At 71.2% G+C, this 19491-nt stretch carries 16 protein-coding genes and 1 pseudogene; 12 read left to right on the top strand and 5 right to left on the bottom strand.

What is annotated here, in order from left to right; genetic code table 11:
• Positions 1 to 54 precede the first annotated feature (54 nt).
• Positions 55 to 1725, top strand: coding sequence for a cytochrome c oxidase subunit I (gene ctaD, locus ABZ078_RS00520; protein WP_356570233.1), 1671 nt, complete (start codon positions 55 to 57; stop codon positions 1723 to 1725).
• Positions 1722 to 2159: a cytochrome c oxidase subunit 4 gene (locus ABZ078_RS00515; RefSeq protein ID WP_356570232.1), complete on the top strand. Its 438-nt coding sequence runs from the start codon at positions 1722 to 1724 to the stop codon at positions 2157 to 2159. The genes ctaD and ABZ078_RS00515 overlap by 4 nt, the downstream gene beginning before the upstream one ends.
• On the opposite strand, the gene ABZ078_RS00510 is transcribed toward ABZ078_RS00515, so the two are convergent.
• The 4 genes from ABZ078_RS00510 to ABZ078_RS00495 all read right to left on the bottom strand — a co-directional run bounded on the left by ABZ078_RS00510 (position 2108) and on the right by ABZ078_RS00495 (position 4913).
• Positions 2108 to 3616, bottom strand: a complete 1509-nt coding sequence (locus ABZ078_RS00510) for a ubiquinol-cytochrome c reductase cytochrome b subunit (protein ID WP_356570231.1) — start codon at positions 3614 to 3616, stop codon at positions 2108 to 2110. The two genes, ABZ078_RS00515 and ABZ078_RS00510, sit on opposite strands and share 52 nt — an antisense overlap.
• Before the next feature lie 41 nt (positions 3617 to 3657).
• On the bottom strand, positions 3658 to 4008 hold the full coding sequence (locus ABZ078_RS00505) for a hypothetical protein (RefSeq protein WP_356570230.1): 351 nt from the start codon (positions 4006 to 4008) through the stop codon (positions 3658 to 3660).
• 105 nt (positions 4009 to 4113) lie between these two features.
• A complete protein-coding gene (locus ABZ078_RS00500) occupies positions 4114 to 4470 on the bottom strand; it encodes a DUF6479 family protein (RefSeq protein WP_356570229.1) in 357 nt (118 codons plus the stop codon).
• A 38-nt stretch (positions 4471 to 4508) separates the two neighbouring features.
• Positions 4509 to 4913 carry a ChaB family protein gene (locus ABZ078_RS00495; RefSeq protein WP_356570228.1) on the bottom strand — a complete coding sequence of 135 codons (405 nt, stop codon included), beginning with the start codon at positions 4911 to 4913 and terminating at the stop codon, positions 4509 to 4511.
• A gap of 124 nt (positions 4914 to 5037) precedes the next feature.
• Between ABZ078_RS00495 and ABZ078_RS00490 the strand changes: the two genes are divergently transcribed.
• From ABZ078_RS00490 to ABZ078_RS00445, 10 genes and pseudogenes are all read left to right on the top strand, one after another.
• A complete protein-coding gene (locus ABZ078_RS00490; RefSeq protein WP_356570227.1) occupies positions 5038 to 5412 on the top strand; it encodes a ferredoxin in 375 nt (124 codons plus the stop codon).
• Positions 5413 to 5550: 138 nt separating this feature from the next.
• A complete protein-coding gene (locus ABZ078_RS00485; RefSeq protein ID WP_356570226.1) occupies positions 5551 to 6729 on the top strand; it encodes an acyl-CoA dehydrogenase family protein in 1179 nt (392 codons plus the stop codon).
• Positions 6730 to 7047: 318 nt separating this feature from the next.
• On the top strand, positions 7048 to 8319 hold the full coding sequence (locus ABZ078_RS00480) for an MFS transporter (RefSeq protein WP_356570225.1): 1272 nt from the start codon (positions 7048 to 7050) through the stop codon (positions 8317 to 8319).
• Positions 8320 to 8322: 3 nt separating this feature from the next.
• Positions 8323 to 8867, top strand: a pseudogene (locus ABZ078_RS00475) (oxygenase MpaB family protein).
• A gap of 64 nt (positions 8868 to 8931) precedes the next feature.
• Positions 8932 to 11172 (top strand): serine/threonine-protein kinase, encoded by a 2241-nt coding sequence (locus ABZ078_RS00470; protein WP_356570224.1) that lies wholly within the window; start codon positions 8932 to 8934, stop codon positions 11170 to 11172.
• A gap of 128 nt (positions 11173 to 11300) precedes the next feature.
• The gene (locus ABZ078_RS00465; protein WP_356570223.1) at positions 11301 to 12878 is read left to right on the top strand and encodes an NAD(P)/FAD-dependent oxidoreductase; all 1578 of its coding nucleotides are present in this window, start codon (positions 11301 to 11303) and stop codon (positions 12876 to 12878) included.
• Between the two features lie 70 nt (positions 12879 to 12948).
• Positions 12949 to 13140: a DUF2795 domain-containing protein gene (locus tag ABZ078_RS00460; RefSeq protein ID WP_356570222.1), complete on the top strand. Its 192-nt coding sequence runs from the start codon at positions 12949 to 12951 to the stop codon at positions 13138 to 13140.
• Between the two features lie 221 nt (positions 13141 to 13361).
• Positions 13362 to 13718, top strand: a complete 357-nt coding sequence (locus tag ABZ078_RS00455) for a hypothetical protein (RefSeq protein ID WP_356570221.1) — start codon at positions 13362 to 13364, stop codon at positions 13716 to 13718.
• Between the two features lie 70 nt (positions 13719 to 13788).
• A complete protein-coding gene (locus ABZ078_RS00450) occupies positions 13789 to 14898 on the top strand; it encodes a nitronate monooxygenase (protein WP_356570220.1) in 1110 nt (369 codons plus the stop codon).
• The gene (locus ABZ078_RS00445; RefSeq protein ID WP_356570219.1) at positions 14895 to 16448 is read left to right on the top strand and encodes an acyl-CoA synthetase; all 1554 of its coding nucleotides are present in this window, start codon (positions 14895 to 14897) and stop codon (positions 16446 to 16448) included. The genes ABZ078_RS00450 and ABZ078_RS00445 overlap by 4 nt, the downstream gene beginning before the upstream one ends.
• A gap of 35 nt (positions 16449 to 16483) precedes the next feature.
• Here the strand turns inward: ABZ078_RS00445 and ABZ078_RS00440 are convergent, their stop codons facing one another.
• Positions 16484 to 19393, bottom strand: a complete 2910-nt coding sequence (locus tag ABZ078_RS00440; RefSeq protein WP_356570218.1) for an AAA family ATPase — start codon at positions 19391 to 19393, stop codon at positions 16484 to 16486.
• Positions 19394 to 19491 lie beyond the last annotated feature (98 nt).

The raw sequence follows: 19491 nt of genomic DNA, 5'->3' as shown, positions 1-19491 counted from the left end.
GAATGCCCCGGCGCGCAGGACTGACGCCCTCGCCGCCGGGGTACCCAGCGGCGCATGGCGGTGGACAGCAGGACCGGGCGGGTGCGTGCGACACCGGCCCGGCCGCGAGAAAGACTCGGCCGGGCGTTGGTGCGGTGGGCGACGACCACCGACCACAAGGTGATCGGCAACCTCTACCTGACGACCGCCTTCGGCTTCTTCCTCCTCGGTGGCGTCCTCGCCCTGCTGATGCGGGCCGAACTCGCCCGCCCGGGGCTCCAGTTGTTCGGCAACGACCAGTACAACCAGCTGTTCACCGTGCACGGCACCGTCATGATGCTGCTGTTCGCGACCCCCCTGTTCGCCGGGTTCGCCAACGCGGTCATGCCGCTGCAGATCGGCTCCCCGGACGTGGCGTTCCCGCGGCTGAACGCCCTGTCGTACTGGCTGTACCTGTTCGGCGGCCTGATGGTCGTGGCCGGCTTCGTCGTGCCCGGCGGAGCCGCGAGCTTCGGCTGGTTCGCCTACGCGCCCCTCAACAGCGCGGTCCGCAGCCCCGGCTCGGGCGGCGACCTGTGGACCATGGGCCTGGTGGTGACCGGGGTCTCCACCACCCTCGGCGCGGTCAACTTCATCACCACCATCCTGTGCCTGCGCGCCCCCGGCATGACCATGTTCCGGATGCCGCTGTTCACCTGGAACGTGCTGTTCACCTCGATCCTGGTCCTGCCCGCGTTCCCCGTCCTCACCGCCGCCCTGCTCGCCCTGGAGGCGGACCGCAAGTTCGGGGCGCACATCTACGACGCGGCGAGCGGCGGCGCACTGCTGTGGCAGCACCTGTTCTGGTTCTTCGGGCATCCCGAGGTGTACATCGTCGCGCTGCCGTTCTTCGGGATCATCTCCGAGATCATCCCGGTGTTCAGCCGTAAACCGATCTTCGGCTACCTCAGTCTCATCGGCGCCACCATAGCCATCACCATGCTGTCCGCCGTGGTGTGGGCCCACCACATGTTCGCCACCGGAGCCGTGCTGCTGCCGTTCTTCGCCCTGATGTCGTTCCTCATCGCGGTGCCGACCGGTGTGAAGTTCTTCAACTGGATCGGCACGATGATCAGGGGCTCCCTGTCCTTCGAGACGCCCATGCTGTGGGCCTTCGGCTTTCTGGTGACGTTCCTGCTCGGCGGGATGAGCGGCGTCATCATCGCCTCCCCGCCGCTGGACTTCCACCTCACCGACTCGTACTTCATCGTCGCCCACCTGCACTACGTGCTGTTCGGCACGGTCGTCTTCGCGATGTTCGGCGGCTTCTACTTCTGGTGGCCGAAGCTCACCGGCAAGCTGCTCGACGAACGCCTCGGCAAGATCCACTTCTGGACCCTCTTCGTCGGCTTCCAGACCACGTTCCTGGTCCAGCACTGGCTCGGTGAGCAGGGCATGCCGCGCCGCTACTCCGACTACCTGGCCGCGGACGGCTTCACGCTCCTGAACACCATCAGCTCGATCGGCGCGTTCCTGCTCGGCCTGTCCACCCTGCCGTTCCTCCACAACGTCTGGCGCACCGCCCAGTACGGCAGGCGGGTGGCCGAGAACGACCCCTGGGGATACGGCCGTTCCCTCGAATGGGCCACCTCCTGCCCGCCCCCGCGCCACAACTTCACGGCGCTGCCCCGGATCCGCTCCGAGTCCCCGGCGTTCGATCTGCACCATCCCGACATCAGCCGCCTCGACCAAAGGCATGTGCAGTGAAGACCGAGTCCCGGCTGTTCATCGGCGTGGCGGGGTTCTTCCTCGTCACCGCCGTCGGCTACGGCTGGCGGTCCAAGGAGCCCGCCGGCACCGCCGTCCTGGTCGTAGCCTTCCTGATGGCCGCCCTCGTCGCGTTCTTCCTGCACACGCAGTACCGCAGGCGCGGCCTCAGGGCCCAGGACCGTCCGGACGCCGAAGTCGTCGACGGCGCCGGGCCGCTCGCCTTCTTCCCGCCGAGCAGCCCCTGGCCGATCACCACGGCAGTGGGCTCCGCCCTGGCGGCGCTCGGCGTGGTCTATGGCCTGTGGCTGTTCCTGCTGGGCGTCGGCGTGCTCGGCCACGGAGTGTTCGGCATGGTGTTCCAGTACGCGGCCCGGGGCGCTCAGCGCTCCGACTCCTCCGCCGACAACTCCCGCCCCTCCTCGACGCGGTAGCCGTAGCTCCTCAGCACGTACCGCCGCTCCTCGTCGAGCGGCTCGTGGCTCTCCTCGTACCCGCCCGCGATGGTCTGCCGCACCTCGCCGGTCTCCTCGCCCTCCGTCAGCCGTTCCCGGTCCTTGTCCTGCAGCGCCAGGCAGATCCGCTTGGTGACCATGTACGCGATCGGCGGCAGCAGCACGAAGGCGATGCGGAACACCCAGGTCAGCGCGTTCACGGAGATTTCGAAGGCGTAGGCGATGATGTCGTTGCCGCCCGCCGCGAGCAGGACGCCGTAGCAGCAGACCGCCGCGACACCCAGTCCCGTGCGCACGGGCTTGTCGCGGGGCCGGTCGCACAGGTGGTGCTCCTCCCGGTCACCGGTCACCCACCGCTCCACGAACGGGTACGCGTACAGCACCGCGAAGAGGAGCCCCGGCAGCACGACCGCGGGCAGCAGCACGTTCCACATCACCGTGTGCCCGGCCACCGTCGTCTCCCAGGGCGGCACCAGTCGCAGCGAGCCCTCCAGGAAGCCCACGTACCAGTCCGGCTGCGAACCCGTCGACACGACGTCCGGGCGGTAGGGGCCGTACGCCCAGATCGGGTTGATCTGCGCGACCCCCGAGAGCACCGTCAGCACGCCGAAGACCATGAGGAACAGGCCGCCCGACGTCGCCGTGAAGTGCGGGAACATGGGCTTGCCCACCGCGTTGCGGCGCGTACGGCCGCGGCCCGCCCACTGGGTGTGCTTCAGGTGGAAGACCAGGATCAGGTGCACGGAGACCAGGGCGAGCAGCAGTCCGGGGAGCAGCAGGATGTGCAGCCCGTACAGCCGCGGGACGATGTCCTCGCCCGGGAACTCCCCGCCGAAGGCGAACATGCTCACATACGTGCCCACCACCGGGATCGACAGCATGATGCCCTGGGCGATTCTCAGGCCCGTCCCCGACAGCAGGTCGTCCGGCAGCGAGTAGCCGGCGAAGCCCTCGGCCAGCGCCAGCAGGAACAGGGTCACGCCGATCAGCCAGTTGACCTCGCGGGGCCGGCGGAACGCGCCCGTGAAGAAGATCCGCAGCAGGTGCAGCCCGATCGCGGCGAGGAACACCAGGGCCGCCCAGTGGTGGAGCTGACGGATCAGCAGGCCGCCGCGCACGTCGAAGCTGATGTCCAGCGTGGACTCGTACGCCGCCGACATGCGCACGCCGTCGAGCGGCCGGTACGAGCCGTGGTAGACGACCTCCATCATCGACGGGTGGAAGAACAGCGTCAGCCAGACGCCGCTCAGCAAGAGGACCAGGAAGCTGTAGAGGGCGATCTCCCCCAGCAGGAAGGACCAGTGGTCGGGGAAGGCCTTGCGCAGCAGACGGCCGCCCTCCAGGAGCGGCAGTCTGCTATCGACGTAGTCGGTGGCCCGTTCAGCGGCACGACGGGCCCGCGCCTCGGCGCGGGCCCTTTTCCTCCTCCACGGCACGGATCACGAGTGCCCTCGTGCCCGCGCCGGGAAACGGAGGGTCACGTACGATCACTCTTCGGCTTGCCGCGCTGGTCCGGCGTGCCGTGCGGCGGCGGCCCGAAGGGCTCGGCCGATGTCGAGGGGGACACCGGGGAGCCGCTCCGGCTCGCACTCTGCTCCGGACGCAGGGCGCCGGGGTCGCCGGACGTGGGCTCCGCGCCGGCCTGGAGTTGCTCCAGCCGCGCGGCCAGAAGCTCGGTCACCGGGAGCCGGTCGGCGTGCGACCGCTCGTAGGCCAGCAGCTCCTCCACCTCTTCGGTGGTCAGCGACCGCACGCGGCTCTCCAGTCCGCCGATCGGCAGGTGGTCGTAGTCGGGCAGCGGCAGCGTGTTGCGCGCGGGGTCGGCCATGGTTCTCACTTCCCTGTGTGCGACGGCATCGGACGGGGCCGGACAGGGCCGGACGGTGCGGGGCGGCGACGGCTCACGGCCGGTGCTGCCGGGCGGGCGTCGGGTTCAGCCCGGGCCCCCGCTGCCGAACGATCCGCTGCTGCCCTCGTCCCAGCGGGGCCGTTCCTTCGACGGGCCGGGGCGGGAGGGCATGTTGCCGTGGGCAGGCATCTCGTGCGGGGTCAGTCGGTGGTCGCTTCTGGGCACCTCGTCGGGCTCCCGGTTCTCCCGGATCTCGTGGACCGGGCCCTCCTCGGGCAGACGGGGCTGTTCCTCGGGGCGCGGCGGAGGCGGCTCCCGGCGCCTGACCCTGACGCCCAGTACGAAGGCGCCGATGAGCAGCGCCACGACGACCAGACCGGCGACGAGCAGTCCGATGCCGAGCGCACCTTCCGCGGCGATGTCCGTCCATGCGATGTTCATGGCTGCGCGAGTACCCCTGGCGTCCCACGTGAACCCGATCACCGCGATCGTGCCGCGCGGGTCCTCGAACGGTTCGCCTTGCGGATCGCGTCGAGCAGCTCCGCCTTCGACATCCGGGAGCGCCCGTCGATGTCCAGCCCGCGGGCCAGGTCGTAGAGGTGCTGCTTGGAGGCCTTCTCGTCGACGCCCTCACCGCTGCGGCCGCCGCGACCGCGGGGGCGGGCGGACTGCGGGTCCGAGGGGCCCTTGCGGCCGCCCTCCTTGCGCTGCCAGTGGTCGCCGACCTTCTCGTACTTGTGCTTCAGCGCACCGAACGCGACCCGGTGGGCCCGCTCGCCCTCGCCGTAGCTCTCGACGGCCGAGTCGTGCGCCTTGATCCAGGTCCGCTGCGCGTCCTTGGGGGAGCGCTCCAGGGTCGACGGCAGCTCCTGTCGTCCGGGCATGTCGCCCACCTCCGTCCGTCATCGTCCGACCGCCGCCCGAGTGCCCGGCGCGGGCCGCGAAAAACCGGCCCGAACCCTTGCGAGCACCGGGTTTGGAGCCACCCGGACCGGCTACCCGACCGGTGTGACATCGACAACGTCCCAGCAGCAGCTCGTCCAGTTCCTGGAGGACCGCTTCGCGTGCGCGCAGGCCTGCACCGACTGCGCCCGGGCCTGCGCCTTGCGTGCCAGCCTGGTGGATCCGGACGGGACCCAGGAGCAGGAAGTCGTGCGGCGCAAGGGCATCCTGTGCGCCGAGGTGTGCGACGCGACCTGTCGGGTGCTGGCCGAGCAGAACCAGCTCGACGAGGCGGCCCTGCGCGTCCAGTTGGAGTGGACCCGGGCGGTGTGCCTGGAGTGCGCCCAGGCATTCGACCGGTACCCGGGCGCCGAGGACGCCGCGAAGGCGTGCCGGGACTGCGCACGGGCCTGCACGGACTTCATGTCCACGCTCGACTGACGGTCGGCGTCCGGCCGACGTCCGGCCGCGTCCGCCGCAGCCCGCCCGTACGCCGTCGCGGCGTCGCCATTCCCAATTTCTGAAACACGTTCTACGGTGTGCGCCGTCAGGACCGCCCTTGGGGAGCCTGGAGGCGCCGTGCATCTCGAATACACGCCCGAGCAGCAGCGGCTGCGCAGCGAACTGCGCGACTACTTCGCCGAGCTGGTGCCGGACCTCGCCCGGACCCGCTTCATCGACCCGGCCGCCCAGAAGCGCCACTACCGCAGGACGATCCGCCGGCTCGGCGCGGACGGCTGGCTCGGCGTCGGCTGGCCCGAGGAGTACGGCGGGCGCGGCCTGAGCGCGATGGAGCAGTTCATCTTCTTCGACGAGGCGGCCCAGGCGGGCGTACCGCTGCCCCTGATGGCGCTCAACACCGTCGGCCCGACGATCATGCGGTACGGCACGGACGAGCAGAGGGCGTACTTCCTGCCGAAGATCCTCTCCGGCGAGATCGACTTCGCGATCGGCTACAGCGAACCCGAGGCGGGCACCGACCTCGCGTCCCTGAGGACGCGCGCCGTGCGGGACGGCGACGCCTACGTCGTCAACGGGCAGAAGATCTGGACGACCAACGGCGACACCGCCGACTGGGTGTGGCTGGCCGCGCGCACGGACCCCGAGGCTCCGCCCCACAAGGGCATCACCATGCTCCTCGTCCCGACCACCGAGCCCGGCTACTCCTGCACCCGCATCAACACCCTCGCCTCGCACGACACCACGGCCAGCTACTACGAGAACATCCGCGTCCCCGTCTCCCGCCGTGTCGGCGAGGAGAACCAGGGTTGGCGCCTGATCACCAACCAGCTCAACCACGAGCGCGTCACCCTCGCCGCCCACGGCACCATGGCCATCCGCGCCCTGCACGACGTCCAGCGCTGGGCGAGGGAGACCAAGCTCGCCGACGGCCGCCGGGTGATCGATCTGCCCTGGGTACGCCGCCGCCTCGCCCGGACCCACACCAGGCTCGACGCCCTCAAGCTCCTCAACTGGCGGATGGTCAGCGCCGTCCAGGAGGGCACCCTGACCCCGCAGGACGCCTCCGCCGTCAAGGTCTACGGCTCCGAGGCGCGCCGCGACGCGTACGCCTGGCTGATGGAGATCGTCGCCGCACCAGCGGCGCTGAAGGAGGGCTCGGCGGGGGCGGTGCTGCACGGAGAGCTGGAGCGCGGCTACCGCTCGGCCGTCATCTTCACCTTCGGCGGCGGCAACAACGAGATCCAGCGGGAGATCATCTCGTGGATCGGCCTGGGGATGCCTAGGGTCCGGCGTTAGCCTGCGTGTGACGAGGATCTTCGGTTGGCACAGAAGCGGGATGGTTGGCACCAGCTGAAGTCGCGGCAAGGGGGGAGGCGGGTCTGGCGTGCCGGCTAGGGGTGTTGCGGGGGCTCAGGGACGTGTGTCCGTACCGAGGCGCGCATTCCCGTCCCGCCCATCAATGAGATCGCGGCCCATTGTCGCGCCCACCAGCGTATTGACCGGGCCGAACGAGGCCGCCATCAATATCCTGCGCGAGGTATGGACTGGAGGTTCCGGTCGGCGGCGGAGGCCCAACACCGATGAGCACCGGAGTCACCAGGGGGAGCCCGCAGCATGACCGGCACCACAAAGGCCCATGGCGGGTCGGCCGCAGTCGACGACGCAGCACGAAGCGTCACGCGCCCGTTCTACGTATACGCGGTGCTCGCCAACTCGCTGTTCCAGCGTGGCGTATTCGTCCTCTTCCTGTATGAGCGAGGCTTCTCCGCCGGGCAAGTGGCCCTCCTTCAGACACTGATCTACCTGGTCAGCGGACTTGCGGAGTTGCCGACGGGAGTCATCGCCGACCGAATCGGCAGGCGTGCCGGCATCGTGATCGGCCAGATGCTGATAGCTGGATGTCTGCTCGGTCAGGTGGCGTTCTCCAACTACCGGGTGTTCCTGGCGCTGTTCATCGTGCAGGGCGTGGGCATGGCCTGCGTGTCCGGTTCGGACACCGCCCTGCTGTACGACCTGCTCGTGCGTCGTGGTGCAACGGCCGGCTACGTCAAGATCAAGTCCCGGTTCACCATGCTCGGGACGGTCACCTCGGGAGCCGCCATCGTCCTCGGCGGCCAACTGCAGCGGATCTCCTGGGGAGTCGTCTACGTCGGTTCGGCGGCGTGCCTCGTCCTGGCCGTGGTGGTGCTGATGTCACGGGTGCCCGAGATCCGCGGCGCGGACGCGGTGGACGAGCAGGACGGAGCCGAGGAGAAGCACGGCGACGCCACAGCATGGCGGGCGATGCTTCGGGTCGCCACGCCGGCGCTCGTGACGCTTGTCGTGGTGTCCGGATTGATGCATGCGACTTTGACGCCGTACATCATTTTTACGCAGAAGACCCTCTCCGATCAGGGAGCGGGCACCGCATTGGTCAGCGTGGTCATATCGGCGGGATTCTTCGCCGGCGGGCTCACCCCATTGCTGTCGGACCGCGCGGACCGGCGCATCGGGTATCGGGTCATCGTCCCGGTGTCTCTCCTGACGCTCGCCGTGGCGCTCGGCCTGAGCGGCCTCGGCCTTGTCTGGGTCACCATCGCCGCGTTCCTGGTCCTGGTCGGAATTCCCGAGATCACCGCGGTGCTCGTGGACAACGTGTTCAACGAGGCGGTGCCGTCGCGCCACCGGGCGAGCCTGCTGTCGATGATCACATTCGTGGAGTCGGCGCTCATCGGCATCGGCTATCTCGTCCTCGGCGCGCTCATGGACGGGTTGGGCTCCAGTATGGGCATGGCCACCTACGCCGCGGTCCCCCTGCTGGCATGTCTCCTGTGGCTCCCGGTGATCTTCCGAGGAGCACGGGTGACCACCGAGGCTGAGAGGCCCACCGACCAAAAGGCGTCCTGAAACATCGCGTTCACCAGCAAGAAGAAGGCGCTTCACGTCACGGCCCTGCACCCACGAGCCGTGCGCGGCGTCCTGCGGAACTCCGACTTCCGGCAGGACGCGTGGGTCCGGCTGCTGCGCACCGCGAACTTCGTCGGGACGACGACGTACGGCACCACCGAGCCGCCGGGAAGGCGGGCGCCCGGGTGCGGAAGATCCACGGCAAGCTGCGGGCCACCGACCCGGACACGGGCGGGCCCGAGGCGCGCACGGTGGACGGCTTCCTGCTCCGCCCGCCGACGCACCCCCTTCGCGTCCCGGCGCGCGAGGTGCCGTGGCGGCGCGTGGCGCAACTGGCGTACGCCGCCCTGCCGCCGTACGCCCACGAGCTGTACGGCAGACCGGCACCCGAACCCTCCACCGTCACCCGTCAGTTGCGTGCCACGGGCACCCTGCTGCGCTGCGTTCCCGCACGTCTGCGCCGGCAACTCCCGCCCGAACACATTCTGCGCGCCATGGCCCGACTCGGCCCGGGCTCGCGCCCGGCACCGTACAAACTCGGGCGATAGCTCGCCATACTGGACGGGCCGGGGGAGGGTGGGGCGGACCGTGACGGGGGGGCGATCGCGGGCTATGGGGGACAGCAGGCTGATCCAGGGCCGGTACCGGCTGCTGGATCCGATCGGGCGCGGCGGTATGGGCGAGGTGTGGCGGGCCCGCGACGAGTCGCTGGGCCGGCATGTCGCCGTGAAGTGCCTCAAGCCGCTGGGGCCGCACCACGACCAGTCCTTCACCCGTGTCCTGCGGGAGCGGTTCCGCCGCGAGGCCCGGGTGGCCGCCGCGCTCCAGCACCGCGGGGTGACCGTCGTCCACGACTTCGGCGAGTCCGACGGTGTCCTGTTCCTGGTCATGGAGCTGCTTCAGGGCCGCAACCTCAGCCAGCTCCTGGAGGACAACAAGCACCATCCGCTGCCCGTCCCCGATGTCGTCGACATCGCCGACCAGGTCGCCGCCGCCCTCGCCTACACCCACCAACAGGGCATCGTGCACCGCGACCTGAAGCCCGCGAACATCATGCGGCTCGCCGACGGCACGGTGAAGATCTGCGACTTCGGCATAGCGCGCCTCGGCCACGACATCGGCTTCACCTCCCGGCTGACCGGCACCGGCATCGCGATGGGCACCCCGCACTACATGTCGCCGGAGCAGATCGGCGGGGAGGAGGTGGACCAGCGCAGCGACCTGTACTCGTTGGGCTGTGTGCTGTACGAGATCGCCACCGGCGTGCCGCCGTTCGACCTCGACGACCCCTGGGCGATCCTCGTCGGCCACCGTGACACCCCGCCCCGGCCGCCGCGCAGACACCGCGCCGAGCTGCCCGAGTACTTCGAGCGGATCATCCTCGACCTGCTGGCCAAACGCCCCGAGGAACGCCCGCACGACGGACGCGAGTTGGGCCGGCGGATCGATCTGGGCCGTACCACACCGGCGTACGTGCCGACCGTGGTGACCCCGCAGCCGGACCTCCGGCCCTCGGTGCCCGTGGCCCGCGAGCCCCGCCTGCCGTCCTGGACCCGCGGCATGACCACCGGCCACAAGGCCACCGGCGCCGGACTGCGCACCACACCCCCCGATGCCGGGGTCGGCCTCACCGGCGAGTGGATCCCGCGGCCGGCCACCGGAAGACGCGAGGAGACCGCCGTCCCCGACGAGCCGCCCGCCCCGTCGGCGGCGGCACTCGCCGCGCTGGCCGGACGGCACAACGCCGGGCTCAGCCTCGGCCGGCTGGGCCGCTGGACGGAAGCCGGCGAGGTGCACCGGGCCGTCGCCGCCGAGCGCGAGCACCTGCTCGGTCCCGACCACCCGGACACCCTCGCCAGCCGCTACGAGCTGGCCTTCACCCTCAGTCGCACCGGCCGCGCCGCCGACGCCCTGCGCGAGTACAAGCACGTCGCCCGCGCCCGCAGCCTCGCCTTCGGCCCCGACCACCCCGACACGCTCGCCGCCCGCCAGGAAATGGCGTACGTGCTCGGTCGGTTGGGCCGTCACTTCGACGCACACCAGGTCTACGTGTCCGTACTCACCGCCCGCGAGCGCGCCATGGGCGCCGATCACCCCGACACCCTGCGCTGCCGCCACAACCTCGCCTTCAACCTCAGCCGGCTCGGCCGTCTGGAGGACTCGTACCGCATGGCCGCCGACGTCGCCGCGGCCCGCGCCCGCGTCCTCGGACAGCACCACCCCGACACCCTGGTCACCCGCTACGAAGTGGCCTACGCGCTCGGCCAGCTGGGCCGCTGGGCGGAAGCCCTGCAGACCTACCGCGAGGTCGCCGAGGTCCGCGCGCAGGCCCTCGGCCCCGACCACCCCGACACGCTCGCCGCCCGCTACGAGGTCGGTATCAGCCTGGGCCGCCTCGGCCGCAGCGCCGAGGCCCTCCGGCTCTACCGGGACCTCGTCGACGACCGCACCCGCGTCCACGGCCCCGCCCACCCCGAGACCCTGCGGGCCCGCCACGGACTCGGCGTCAACCTCGGCCGCCTCGGCCGCTGGGAGGAGGCCCTCGCCGAGTCCCGCGACGTCTGCGCGATCCGCGAGCGCGTGCTGGGTCCCGATCACCCGGACACCCTGGTCAGCCGGCGCGAGGTCGCCGTCGGCCTCGGCTGGCTGGCCCGCTGGCCGGAAGCGCTCGCCGAGTACCGCACCGTGGCCGCCGCCCGCGAGCGCGTCCTCGGCCCCGCCCACCCCGACACCCTCGCCAGCCGCAACGACGAGGCGCACTGCCTCCAGCAGCTCGGACGGGACGCGGAGGCGGTCGAGCTGTACCGGAGGGTCGAGGCGCTGCGGCAGCAGGGTGTGTCCGGGGGCCGGTGAGACCCGGTGAGACGGCGAGAGGTCGAGACGGCGAGAGGTCGAGACGGTGAGGCGGTGCCGCGCGCGGCCCGTGACTCCCGCGCGCCCCATCTATGGCCGACCTAGATCATCACGTGTTACGAAGAACCATGCCTGCACACGAGGGACGCCCGGGACACCGTTCGTACGACGCCGTCATCGTCGGCGGAGGCCACAACGGCCTGGTCGCCGCCGCCTACCTGGCCCGGGCCGGACGATCCGTGCTGGTGCTGGAGCGGCTGGACCACACCGGGGGCGCCGCCGTGTCCACGCGGCCGTTCGCCGGTGTCGACGCGCGGCTCTCCCGCTACTCGTACCTGGTCAGCCTGCTGCCCAAGAAGATCGTCCGCGATCTCGGCCTGGACTTCCGGGTCCGCACCCGCAACGTCTCCTCGTACACGCCCGTGGAACGCGACGGACGGCCGACCGGACTGCTCGTGGCCGGCGGCGAGCGACGCAACCGGGAGGCGTTCGCCCGGCTGACCGGCGGCGATCGCGAGTACGCGGCCTGGCGGCGCTTCTACGGCATGACCGGCGAGGTCGCCAAGCGGGTGTTCCCGACGCTCACCGAGCCCCTGCCGAGCCGCGAGGAGCTGCGCCGACGCATCGACGACGAGGACGCCTGGCGGACGCTGTTCGAGGAGCCGATCGGCGTGGCGATCGAGGACCGGTTCAGCGACGACCTGGTCCGGGGCGTGGTCCTCACCGACGCCCTCATCGGGACCTTCGCCGACGCCCACGATCCGTCGCTGAAGCAGAACCGCTGCTTCCTCTACCACGTGATCGGCGGCGGCACCGGCGCCTGGGACGTCCCCGTCGGCGGCATGGGCGCCCTCACCGACGCCCTGGCCGCGGCGGCGCGCGGGGCCGGCGCGGTCATCGCCACCGGGCACGAGGCGGTGCGCATCGACACGGACGGCCGTACGGCGCAGATCACGTATCGGACGGCGGACAGCGAGGGCGTCGCCACCGCCCGGCACGCCCTGGTGAACGCCTCCCCGCAGGAGCTGGCCGCCCTCACCGGCGACCCGCCGCCGCCCCCGGCCGAGGGCGCCCAGCTCAAGGTGAACATGCTGCTCAAGCGCCTGCCCCGGCTGCGTGACAGTTCCGTCGACCCCCGGGAGGCGTTCTCCGGCACCTTCCACATCGCCGAGGGCTACGACCAGCTGGCCACCGCCCATGCCCAGGCCGCCGCGGGCGAGCTGCCCGCCGCGCCGCCTTCCGAGATCTACTGTCACTCGCTGACGGACCCGTCGATCCTCGGCCCCGACCTCGTCGCACAGGGTTACCAGACCCTCACCCTCTTCGGCCTGCACACCCCGGCCCGGCTTTTCGCGCGCGACAACGACGCCGTACGCGAGGAACTGCTGAAGTCGACACTCGCCCAGCTGGACGCCCATCTCGCCGAGCCGCTCGCCGACTGTGTGGCGACCGACGCGGGCGGACGTCCCTGCATCGAGGCGAAGACCCCGCTGGACCTGGAGCGCGACCTGCGCCTGCCCGGCGGCAACATCTTCCACCGCGAGCTGGCCTGGCCGTATGCCCAGCAGGACACCGGCCGCTGGGGTGTGGAGACCCGGCATGCGAACGTGCTGCTGTGCGGGGCGGGCGCGGTGCGTGGGGGAGGGGTGAGCGGGGTCCCGGGGCACAACGCGGCGATGGCTGTCCTGCAAGCGGGTGAGGAATGACGTACATGCCCTCGGCGTGGAGGGGTACTGGACAGAACGGACAAATCGCACATCTCGCGGGGAGGCTCTCATGGCCGATCTCAGCCCCATCGAACTGCAGAAGGCCCTCAGTGGCGCCGACTACCCCACCGACAAGCAGCACCTGGTGGAGCGCGCCCGCAAGAACAAGGCGGACGAGAAGGTCGTCAGCCGCATCGACAGCCTGAAGCAGGACCGCTTCGACGGGCCGAACGAGGTCCAGAAGGCTGTCTTCAACGAGTAGCGAGCGGCGAAGTCGGCTCGGATGAAGCCGGGGCCGCGATCCCGCGCGTCGACGTGAACTCCTCGTCGCTGTGCGGGGTTCGGCCCCGGCGGAAGAACGTCTCTTGAACCTGCCTGAACGGGCAGTAATGCATCACTCATCTTTCTGAGCACGTCATCCGTCGATGAGGTGAAAAGCCGGGCGAGAGGCGCGAGTTGGCGCCCCGGTCCTACCGTGATCAGGTGCGCTTCGCTGCACGTGCTCAGTTGGGTGACCGCCGCCGTCCATCTGCCCCCGCGTACCGCCGCCTGCCAGACATCCAGGCCCTCACCCGCCCTTTGCCGCGCCGCGCGGGCGGCCGGCAGTGTCCTTCCCCGTGCCGCCGTACGGCTCGGGGTCGCATCGAACGCGTCAGCGAGACCGCCGACCCCGCCACCAGCCCGTGCGTCGCCTTCACCCTGCCCGACGGCTCCGGCCGCGAGCGCATCGTCCTGGTCCTGGAGGTCCGCCCGCTGCACCTCGGCGGCCGCACCCCCGCGACCCTCGCCGACCTCATCAGAAGACGCCTCGCCCACGAACTGCGGCTGGCACCGGCTTGAGGGCCAGCCTATCTGACGGTGTATCAGAAAAGGTCTTCCGTCGTCCGGAGGACTGCGGCATCCTGCGCCCATGCAGACGGAGCTGAGCAAGAAACTGGGAGTCGAGCACGCCGTCTTCGGCTTCACGCCGTTCCCCGCCGTCGCCGCGGCCATCAGCCGGGCCGGCGGCTTCGGCGTGCTCGGCGCGGTCCGCTACACCGCCCCCGACGACCTCAAACGCGACCTCGACTGGATCGAGGCCCACGTCGGCGGCAGGCCCTACGGCCTGGACGTGGTCATGCCGGCGAAGAAGGTGGAGGGCGTCACCGAGGCCGACGTCGAGGCGATGATCCCCGAGACGCACCGGCAGTTCGTCAAGGACACCCTCGCCAAGTACGGCGTGCCCGAACTCGCCGAGGGCGAGGCGTCCGGCTGGCGCATCACCGGGTGGATGGAGCAGGTCGCCCGCACCCAGCTCGACGTCGCCTTCGACTACCCGATCAGGCTGCTCGCCAACGCCCTCGGCTCACCGCCCGCGGACGTGGTGGACCGCGCCCATCACCGAGACGTCCTCGTCGCCGCCCTCGCGGGCAGCGCCCGGCACGCCGAGAAACACAAGGCGGCGGGCATCGACGTCGTCGTCGCCCAGGGCTACGAGGCGGGCGGTCACACCGGCGAGATCGCCTCCATGGTGCTGACGCCGGAAGTCGTGGAAGCGGTAGACCCGCTGCCCGTGCTGGCGGCCGGCGGCATCGGAAGCGGCCAACAGGTGGCTGCCGCACTCACCCTCGGCGCCCAGGGTGTGTGGCTGGGATCCATATGGCTGACCACCACAGAGGCCGATCTGCACTCACCCGCGCTGACCCGCAAACTGCTCGCCGCCGGCTCCGGCGACACGGTGCGCTCCCGCGCCCTCACCGGCAAGCCCGCACGCCAGCTGCGCACCGAGTGGACCGACGCCTGGGACGACGCGCACGGTCCCGGCACCCTCCCCATGCCCCTGCAGGGACTGCTCGTCGCCGACGCCGTCTCGCGCATCCAGAAGTACGAGGTCGAGCCCCTGCTGGGCACCCCCGTCGGCCAGATCGTCGGCCGGATGAACAGCGAACGCAGCGTCCAGTGCGTCTTCGACGACCTCACCCGCGGCTTCGAGCGAGCCGTCGATCGCATCAACCGCATAGCCGGAAGGAGCGGCCAGTGACGAGCACACCTCCCGCGGGGTTCTGGGCCCAGGCGGCCGCCGACCCCGACCGCACCGTCCTCGTCGCCCCCGACGGCGAGGAGTGGACCGCGGGCCGGCTGCACGCCGACGCCAACCGCCTTGTCCACGGCCTGCGCGCGGCCGGCATGGAACGCGGCGACGCCTTCGCGGTCGTCCTGCCCAACAGTGCCGAGTTCTTCACCGCCTACCTCGCCGCGAGCCAGGCCGGCTTCTACCTCGTCCCGATCAACCACCACTTCGTCGGCCCCGAGATCGCCTGGATCGTGGCCGACTCCGGCGCCAAGGTGCTCCTCGCCCACGCACGCTTCGCCGCCCCCGCCCGCCACGCCGCCGACGAGGCCGGCCTGCCCGCCACCCACCGGTACGCGGTCGGCGCGGTCGAGGGCTTCCGGCCGTACGCCGAACTCCTCGACGGGCAACCGGAGTCGGCGCCCGGCGACCGCACCCTCGGCTGGGTCATGAACTACACCTCCGGCACCACCGGCCGCCCGCGCGGCATCCGCCGCCCGCTGCCCGGCAAGCCTCCCGAGGAGGCGTACCTCGGCGGCTTCCTCGGCATCTTCGGCATCCGCCCCTTCGACGACAACGTGCACCTTGTCTGCTCGCCGCTCTACCACACGGCCGTCCTCCAGTTCGCGGGCGCGTCCCTGCACATCGGCCACCGTCTGGTCCTCATGGACAAGTGGACGCCGCAGGAGATGCTGCGTCTCATCGACACCCACAAGTGCACCCACACCCATATGGTCCCGACCCAGTTCCACCGGCTGCTGGCGCTTCCGCAGGAGGTCCGGGCCCGCTACGACGTCTCCTCCATGCGGCACGCCATCCACGGCGCCGCGCCCTGCCCCGACCACGTGAAGCGGGCGATGCTCGACTGGTGGGGGCCGTGCGTGGAGGAGTACTACGCGGCCAGCGAGGGCGGCGGCGCGTTCGCCACCGCCGAGGACTGGCTGAAGAAACCCGGCACGGTCGGCAAGGCGTGGCCCATCAGCGAACTCGCCGTCTTCGACGACGACGGCAACCGGCTCCCGCCCGGCGAACTCGGCACCGTCTACCTGAAGATGAACACCGGCGGCTTCGCCTACCACAAGGACGAGGCCAAGACGCGGAAGAACCGCATCGGTGACTTCTTCACCGTCGGCGACCTCGGCCACCTGGACGAGGACGGCTATCTCTTCCTCCGCGACCGCAAGATCGACATGATCATCTCGGGTGGGGTCAACATCTATCCGGCCGAGATCGAGTCGGTCCTGCTGGCCCACCCGGCCGTCGCGGACGCCGCGGTCTTCGGCATCCCGCACGACGACTGGGGCGAGGAGGTCAAGGCCGTCGTCGAACCGGCCCCCGGCCATGAGCCCGGACCCGCACTCGCCGCCTCGATCCTCGACCACTGCGCCGGGCAACTCGCCGGATACAAGCGGCCGAGGAGCGTCGACTTCACCGCCGAGATGCCGCGCGACCCCAACGGCAAGCTGTACAAGCGGCGGCTGCGGGACCCCTACTGGGAGGGACACGCCCGACCCGTGTGACCCCCCGCCCGGTACGGGGTGGTGGACCGGTGGCGTCAAGGACGCGGGCGGGTGAGAGCCTCCAGCGCACCGGCGAGCCCGGCGGCGTCGGTGCCGATCTTGCGGTACACGCTGGACAGCAGCAGCCGTACGCCCTGCTCGGTGAGGCGCAGCTCCTTGGCGATCACCGCCACCGGGTGCCCCTGGACGGTCAGTTCGGCGGTACGGCGCTCCTGGGCGGTCAGCGTGTCCGCCTGGGCGTAGCGCAGGGGCAGCGGGCGCAGCCCGGCCGCCGACAGTTCTTCCCTGGCCCTGGCGGTGAGCGCCTCGGCCCCGCAGTGCACGGCGCCTTCCAGGCCCTGGTAGAGCCGGTCGGCGGCCTCCTGGAGCCGCCCGTTGCGGGACAGCGCGGCACCATGGCCGACCAGGGCGCGGGCGAGCTCGTACGACGAGGGCGACTGCTCGAGCTGGTCGACGGCCTGCGCGTACAGGTCGAGCGCCGCCGGCCCGCCGGTCACCTCGGCGAGGGTGTGCAGGGCCTGGCCGAGGGTGGAGGCGGCGCCGAAGTCCCGGGCGCGTTTGACGGCGTCCTGGGCCTGGCGAACCGCCTCCTTGGGAGCGGTCGGGGCGAGCGCGGACGCGAGCCGCAACTGCCACGGGCACCACGCCGGATTGCGCCAGCCCCGATCGTCCAGCCAGTCACCGACCGAGGACGACAGCACCGCCGCCTCGGCGTGCCGTCCCTCCGCCAGGAGCAGCTCCGCGTACACCGTGCGCGGGTCGGGATAGACGACCGCGCTCGGCTTCGTCTCACCGAAGTGGTGCTCGTCGGCGAGTGCGCGCGCCTCGGTGACCCGCCCACGGGCCAGCAGGGTCTTGATGAGGATGCCGACACCGAACCACTGGGCGGCCACCACCCCCTCCACCTGGTCGGCGATGCGCAGACCTTCCCGTACCAAGTCCTCGGCCTCGGCCAGACAGCCGCGGCGGTAGCGGATGTAGCCGGCGATGGTCTGGCCGAAGGCCAGGTGCGAGCCTCGCCAGCCCTTGGCCACGCATTCGGCCATCCCCTGGTGGAACAACTCCTCGGCCCGCCGCGGCTGGTCGCCGTACATGAACACCAGGGCGACCGACAGCGGTACCTCGAAACCCCGGTTCTCGTCGGTCCAGCTCATGCCACCGCGCAGGGCCTTCTCGGCATAGGCCAGGGCGGTCTCCCGCGGCTCGCCGCGCTTCACGGCGTCCCAGGCGCGCAGCCCCAGGATGTAGCGCTCCTCCAGGCTGCGCCCGGGTAACTGCTCGGCCAGACGCGCCAGCGTCCGGGAGCGGGCGGCCGAGTCGGGGTCCTCGGCGCGGACCATGCTCCAGACGAACTTGTCGGCCTGCATACGCAACTTGACGCGCGGATTCTTGGCCTGCCGTACCTCCTCGGCGGCCACGGCCACGGCCTCGGCCAGCTGATCGGTGTGGGCCAGAGCCGTCGTCAGCCGATAGACGACGCAGGCGCGCAGATCGGGGTCGACGTCGGGCTCGGCCAGCGCCTGACGCAGATACCGCACCGTGGCCGTGGGCTCGATCAGGAACGTCGAGCAGGCGAGTTCGTGCAGGACCGCGGCGCGGTCCTCGGGCAGGGGCGGCTCCTTGAGGGCGCGGGTCAGCAGACGCCGGGCGGCCTCCGTCGCCCCGGCCCGGAGGTACTCGCGGGCGGCCTCACGCAGACACGCGACCGTCTCGGCGCTGCCCTCGCAGGGGACCTCCAGCAGATGCCGGGCCGCGGCGGTGGCGCCGTACCCCGCGTCCAGGAGCGCCACCGCGGCGGCGTTGTGCAGACCGGCCCGGAACGCCGGGCGGACGGAACGGTAGATCGTCGTGGCGATCAGCGGGTGGACGAACTCGAGCTCGCCCCCGGGGCCGTGGCCCTCGGCCAGGATCCGGGCCGCGCGCAACTCCTGGGTCGCCTCCGTGGCGGCCTCGTCGCCGAGCACCGCGATCGTCGCGGCGAGCTGCGGTGAGAAGGGCGAGCCCAGTACGGCCGCGGTGTGCGCGAAGCGGACGGTCGCCGGGCCGAGTCGTTCCAGGCGCTCGATCAGCCCCGGTCCCTTGACCGCCGCCGCGAGCTCACGCATCGCAGGCAGGTCCTCCTCGGTGCCCCTCAGCTTCCGCTCGCCCAGTCCGATGGCGAGTTCCACCGCCTCGAACGGACTCCCGCCCGTGGCCGCCCAGCATTCCTTGCAGAAGCGCTCCTCGGCGTCCTCTCCGATCTCGTCCCTGACGATCTGCGTCACAGCGTCGGAGGAGAGGCGTGCCAGGTCGTGGGGGCGGCTTCCGTGGCGTGCGGCGAGTGCGCCGAGTTCGCCCGCTTCGGACGGCAGCTCGTCGGGCCGGTAGGCGACCACGATCAGCAGCGGGAGGTCGTCGACCCGGGGCGCGAAGGAGACGAGCCAGTTCAAGGACTCGGCGTCGGCCCAGTGCAGGTCGTCCAGGAGCAGGACGACCGGCGCCTTCTTCACCGTCAGGCGTGTCATGACCCAGTCGAGACCGGCACGGACACCGGCCGGGTCCGGGGCCGGAGCGGGGCCGCTCGCCTCCAGACCGAGCACGGCGGCCACGATGTCGTACCAACTGCCCAGTAAGGCGCGGAGTTCCCCCTCGTCCATCCTCGCCAGCGAGGGCTGCGCCAACTGACGCACCACGCGGAACGCCAACCCCTGTTCCTTCTCCCCGCCCCTCCCGGACAACACCGTGAACCCGTGCGCCGCGGCCCGCACACGCGCCTCCGTGATGAGCGCGGTCTTGCCCAGTCCGGCCGACCCCGTGAAGGCGAGCAGCCCCCTGCGCCGCGCCCGCGGCACACCGTCCGCGGTGCGTCGCAGCTCCTTGAACGCGGCGTCGAGGGCCTGGAGTTCCCGACGGCGCTCGATCAACGTCCGCTGCTCGGTGATCGGGTGCCGCGGCTCCATCGCCATGCGCCGTACCGCCTTCCGTCGTTCGGCCTCGGGAGGGCCGAGCGTACGCCCCGTGGACACGCGGCAGGCCGGATTGGGCACCAAAGGGTGAATCATCA

The organism is Streptomyces sp. NPDC006385, assembly GCF_040612485.1.
In the GTDB taxonomy this organism is placed as follows: domain Bacteria; phylum Actinomycetota; class Actinomycetes; order Streptomycetales; family Streptomycetaceae; genus Streptomyces.
The sequence above is the reverse complement of the archived record's forward strand: the minus strand, read 5'-3'. Positions and strand labels throughout refer to the sequence as shown.